The organism is Acidiplasma sp., from assembly GCF_038728925.1.
Classification (GTDB): Archaea; Thermoplasmatota; Thermoplasmata; order Thermoplasmatales; family Thermoplasmataceae; genus Acidiplasma; species Acidiplasma aeolicum.
The window spans coordinates 36499-42657 of sequence record NZ_JAVYSZ010000012.1 but is presented as its reverse complement, the minus strand read 5'-3'; the positions used below and the strand labels follow the sequence as shown (position 1 = coordinate 42657).

Here is a 6159-nt window from a genome sequence, read left to right as displayed (position 1 = left end):
TTATGATGTATCAATTGGAGAAATAATAGTTTCATACAACTGCATTGTAATGGCAAATAAAATAACCGGAATCTCAGGGGGGAAAATAATGTACATCGTGAGTTAACGTATGTTTGGACACTCTATATATACAAAAAAATATATGTAGATTTACAATCCAAATTTATGAAATCTCTGGTAATAGGTGGTTCAGGTTTTATTGGAAGGAACATTATAGAATTATTGAACAAAAAAGGTCATTATACCATATCATATGACATAGCAAAAAAGGATAATGATGCAAATGAACACATAATTGGGAATATATCCGATTATGATAAATTAAATAATTCTATGAAAGGTATTGATTACGTTTTTAATCTTGCTGCGGTTACAGCTCCGCCAGAATTTGAGGATATAGATTCACATGGTTATGAAATTAACATAATGGGAACATATAATATACTCAAGGCAGCGTATAAAAATAATGTAAAAAAAGTTATATTAGCATCATCATCAGCAGTATATGGAAACATAAATGTTCCTGTTAAAGAGGATATGTTGACTGATGCATATCCAAATTTATATGCAGTCACAAAGTATACAAATGAAATAACAGCAAGGTCATTTTCTCTGTTAAGGCATCTGGATTCAGTTTATTTGAGGTATTTTAATACATATGGTCTGGGAGAGAACAGCAAGGGAGCTTATTCAAGCATAATATATAAGTTTATAGAGGATTTAAAAAATAAAAGAAACCCGGTAATATTTGGTGATGGCACACAGAGAAGGGATTTTATTTATATAAAGGACAATGCAAGGGCATCCGTTCTGGCAATGGAGAAAGGTAAAACAGGAGAGGCATACAATATTGGAACAGGAATTTCAACGGATTTTAATACAATATATAAAATTATAAAGGAGGAGATGAATTCTAATATAGAGGCCAAATATGAGAAAAACCCATTTTCAAGCTATCAGATGTTTACACAGGCAGATATAGAGAAGGCAAAAAATGATTTGGGATTCACACCAGAATATGATATAAGATCGGGCGTCCGCGAAATGCTAGGTCAATAAAAATTAAACTTTGATACAACTTTATATAAAAATTTTGGAACATATTCCTTAATTCTTGAATTCATTATTTTAATTGCCAAAATTGTAACAAACATTGGAATTATTGCAGCCTTTATGGGCATATTTGAATTTTTATCATGGTTCCATGTTACAGGGACCTCATTAATTTTGTAACCTGCCCTTTTAACATGGTATAATATAGAAACATCGAATGTCCGGTTTCTTACATACACAGCGGGAAGTATTTTATCTATAACCTTTTTATTGAAAAACTTTGCACCGCACTGGGTATCTTTAACATGAAGCCTAAAAAGTGCATTTACAAGGAAATTAAAACCCCTACTGGATATTCTGTTAAATAATGGTTTTTTATTAATCCATTTGCTATTTTTAAGATACCTTGATGCAATGGTACAGCAGTTATTTTTCATGCTTGAAAGCAAATTTTCAAAATCTTTTGCACTTAAGCTTCCATCTGCATCTACATATCCCATATAGCTATATTTTGCAAGCGAAAATCCCCTTTTAACGGCTCCACCTTTACCTAGTCTCATTAAAGGTTTGTAATAACTTAAATTTTTAATTCCATTTAATAAATTTTCTGTACCGTCTTCTCCATCTATTACCACTATAATTTCATATTTTAGACCAGTGGATTCAAGAACAGGTATATATTTATTTAGGCTTTTCATGATCCTATTTTTTTCATGGTAAGCAGGTATAATCAATGATATTCCCTCTTCGTATTTTATAGGATTTGCATTATATTTAAAAGATTCCATTATATCCAAATAGCCAATAAATACTTGTATATAAACATTGGTATAAAAAACCTTGATTTTACAGTATTTGTAAGATAATATTGAAATATTACATAAATCAAATTATGCAATTCTTTTGAATAAATGTAATGCCACGAATTGAATTAGATTATACCATTACCGTTTATTGATAAAAGGAAAAATAGCGATGGTTTAATGTATTATTATAGAAGTTTATTAAAGAACCTTAATAATGCTTACAGAAGAAAACATAATTATTATAAGATGTTGATAATAATTTCTCATGAAATGGAATGATTTTTGTTTAACAATCAATATTCAAGATAAATATAGAAAAAGTTCAATATTAAAAAATGTCAGGTAAATCCATAAAAGTGCCAAGAACTTTTAGCTTAAAAATAATCTTTTAGAATATTTAAAAACAATAAATAAATTATATAGATCATCTCAATAATTTCTTAAAAATAAAAAAATAAAAATTTTTTTAATACAAGTTTAATATAATCATTACAATGAGTATATTTAATTCAAAATTACAACAGAAATGCAAACTGAAAAAGCACATAATTTCACTCGCAATAATTGCCATTGGTATAATATTATATAACTATATATGGGATATTATAACATCTGCAAAGATATATTCATTTGGGGCATCTGTTTTTGACCTTGGTGTTTTTTATCAAAGCCTGTGGATTACCCTCCATGATCCATTAAAGGTTTTTATTTCAAACCTTAAAAATGCCCCAATAAATTTTCTGCTCTCCCCATTGTCACTGGATGATAACATGTTCTTTTTTGTGCATCTGCAAACCCTCTGGCTATCATTGACGGCAGTGCCATTATATTTTATATCGATAAAAAAATTAAACTCCAGATTTTTGGGCATACTAATATCATTATCCTTTTTGGTATTCTTTGGGTTAGCAGGTGTAAACTGGTTTGATGTTCATAGGCAGTCATTATTTATACCGTTGTTTATATCAGGCTATGCATTATTAATTTATAATAAAAACAGGGGTGCAATAATTTTACTTGTATTATCAGGCCTTGTCAGGTTTCCATATATTATTTTTCCGCTTATATTTGGCCTTTCATATATTATTGAAAATTTTTATTATAAAAATTTTAATTTTAAATCAAATAAGGTGTATTATTATATATTTTTTATTTCACTGATTTTTTTTATAATAGGCATAGTGCATATCAGTTCTGCAGGTTCACTGATATCAGAGGCGCATGGGAATACAAATTATTTTAATAATTTTAAATCCAGTCTTGATAATAAAATTTTTACGGTATTCCTATTCTTAGCACCCTTTTTTATGCTTCCAGCATTATCAAAGAGATGGTTAATATTAATGCTTCCATTCTTTTTTTTATCCTTCTTCTCAGGATATCCAGATTATGCATTCCCAAATGGCCAGTTTTACCAGTATTACAGCGCAATAATTCCCTTTTTATATCTAGGTTTTATTGATGTACTGTCCAATTTAAAATTTAATGATGACCATTTAATAAAAGAAAACATTTTTAGGATAAAAAAATATGTTTCTGCAAAATATAAAATTGTAATTGCCATGTTCATTATAATTATTTTACTGGCACTGTTCTATGAGCCCTACGGAATATTTAATAGTGATACCCAGGCTAATTTTGACCTTAAGGGGACATTGGATTATAACATTACAGAATATCACGACCTTAAAAGTGTTGTTAACCTAATACCCGGAAATGATCCATATATAATTTATCAGAATAGCATGCCAGAGGTTAGCTTTAGGGATCCAATGGCGCAAACTAGCTATGTTTGTTATATTCCAGATAACCATACATTTTACATTAATAATCAATGGACAAAAAACATTAATTATGTTGTAATAGATCCAAATTCCTGGTTTTGGTTTGCTAATAACGGTGCAAACAACAGCATTTACTCCGCATTTAATTATTATATTTTAAGTGGTGATTACAGGGTTAAGGCCGAAGATAATAATGTTGTGCTTCTTGAAAAAAATTATAACGGAAAGCCAGTTATTTATGATCCAGACAATTATGTAAATGCTTATAAAACTCCTCTAAAAATTAATAATACAAGCGGAAGCACATTTTTAGCAAATTACATTTCGTTACAGCCAGGAAATTATACACTTAGTTTATGTGTGTATACCAATAACATATCAGAGCAAAATTATATTGAATTAAATCTTACATATTTATATGAGTTTAATCATAAAAGCTGGACAAAAGTTCCACTATTTAATATAAGCTCTGAAAACATTAAAGTTAAAAATACGTTTGAAGACATAAAATTTAATTTAAATATACCAGTGGAAATGGCAGGTGTCAATCTATACATAAATAAATATAATGGAACAAATTATTTTGAAATAAAATCAATAAAAATGCATCAGGATAATTATATAGTGTAATATCTTTAATGTAAATTCAAATAGCCCTTTACTATCCTTAATCTACGTCCATATTTATGTATTTCCTTATCAGCCATTACTCATTTATATCCATTGCTATGACATAATTAGTCTTGATAATGAATCATTGCTTGGAAATGCACCTATGTTTTAGTCCTTCTCTTTAAATTTAATACATTCTTTTTGATGTACAAATTAAATATTAAGACCTAATGAAATTGAACGGACATAATTTTATATTTAAATTTACATACACAATTTATATGAACGGGATTTTTAACAATCAACATTTAGTTCTTAAGCGCAGGAAGTTCGATAAGAACCTAATTATAACTTTAATAACAGGAATTATATTTTCTGTAATATTCTCGGCATATTCCATTTATAAATATTATTCACTTGATGCATCTGCATATGACCTGGGCCTTCATTCAAATATATTATGGAATGCAATTCATGGAGAATCATTTTATACCGGGCTTTTGGGAGGTAATTTTTTAGCTGAACATTTTGCACCATTTGAATATCTGCAGCTTCCATTATATTATTTATATCCAAGCCCGGTTTCCCTGCTTTTATTCCAGGACATATTCCTTGCAATCTCTGTAATACCCCTATATGAGATTCTTAAATTCCTTTTAAAGAATAAAATAAAAAATGATTTTCTTTATTCAATAATAATTTTCATAACATTGTTTTCGTATGAACTATCACCGTTTACTGCAAGCATTTACTCCTTTGATTTTCATAACATGGCATTTCTTCCATTCTTCATTTTTATGGCTATATATGCATATCTTTACAATAAAAAGATATTAAATATTGCAATGTTGATATTTATAGTTACACTTCATTCAAATTTTGTTTACATTTCACTAATGATTATTCTTTTTGAAATGGTATACAGCAGGAAATATAAAAATCTAAATTTAATGTTTTCAGAAATAAGACCTAAATGGTTATTATTGGTATTATTTATTTTATTTACATTAACAGGATTTGCCTATATTGAGTTTGCAGGAATAATGAAGGGAATTATTTCAGGACATGTATCATCTGTCACACTAACCACCGGCGAATCAGGAACTGTTCCCGGCGGATTAATGGGCATGGTCAGGGCATTATTCACAGACCCGGCATATTTATTTTCGTTTATATCCGCAAATTACATGCTCAAAATTTCATATTTAGTTTTATTATTTGCAACAACCGGTTTCATGCCGTTGTATTTTCCTGAAATATTAATAATAGGTCTTCCTTATTTTGGGTATGCATTTACATCTTCATATGGATCATATTACACATTGGGATATCAGTATGCCGCAATGATATATCCTGTTATGTTTTTGGGCATTGCCTTTGGAATCTCAAAAATTATTGATAATTTAAATTCAAATAATAAGAACAGGTTGACGCCAAAAAAAATATATAATTATTATAAAAGCCATGGCCAGAACAACATTATAAAGGTGATAATAGTTATATTAATAATTGGATTAATTCTTGGCCTTGTATATAATCCACTGGTTCCATATGATTCAATGGCACCAAATGATATATCTGGAATACACATGACACCTGATACAAGATTCCTATTGAATGAGAGAAAGTATATACCTGAAAATTCAACAATACTCGTTGAGAACAATTTAATGCCCTTATTTTCTGATTATAAGAATGTTTACTCACCACCGTTTTCCCCACTGCCCAACTATACAGAATTTGACTATATAATATACATGAACAATACCTTCTGGGCGGATACAGGTGGGAACAACAGTTTAATTTACATAGCAACATATCTGCTTGACCATGGTTATATAACGCCATATGCAGAGTACAATAATCAGGTAATAATCCTTAAAAAGGCTTAAAATAAATCAATG

4 protein-coding genes are annotated in these 6159 nt (G+C 29.0%); 3 read left to right on the top strand and 1 reads right to left on the bottom strand.

The window, feature by feature from the left end; translation table 11 throughout:
• The first annotated feature begins 165 nt into the window (after nucleotides 1-165).
• A complete protein-coding gene (locus QXW15_RS05745; protein ID WP_342790126.1) occupies nucleotides 166-1059 on the top strand; it encodes an NAD-dependent epimerase/dehydratase family protein in 894 nt (297 codons plus the stop codon).
• Here the strand turns inward: QXW15_RS05745 and QXW15_RS05740 are convergent.
• Nucleotides 1053-1841: a glycosyltransferase gene (locus QXW15_RS05740; protein WP_342790125.1), complete on the bottom strand. Its 789-nt coding sequence runs from the start codon at nucleotides 1839-1841 to the stop codon at nucleotides 1053-1055. The genes QXW15_RS05745 and QXW15_RS05740 overlap by 7 nt on opposite strands.
• A 512-nt stretch (nucleotides 1842-2353) precedes the next feature.
• Here QXW15_RS05740 and QXW15_RS05735 point away from each other — a divergent pair.
• Both QXW15_RS05735 and QXW15_RS05730 read left to right on the top strand, forming a co-directional pair.
• Nucleotides 2354-4273 (top strand): DUF2079 domain-containing protein, encoded by a 1920-nt coding sequence (locus QXW15_RS05735; protein ID WP_342790124.1) that lies wholly within the window; start codon nucleotides 2354-2356, stop codon nucleotides 4271-4273.
• Nucleotides 4274-4536: 263 nt separating this feature from the next.
• Complete coding sequence (locus QXW15_RS05730) at nucleotides 4537-6147, top strand: DUF2079 domain-containing protein (protein ID WP_162216769.1); 1611 nt, start codon at nucleotides 4537-4539, stop codon at nucleotides 6145-6147.
• The last annotated feature ends 12 nt before the right edge of the window (nucleotides 6148-6159 follow it).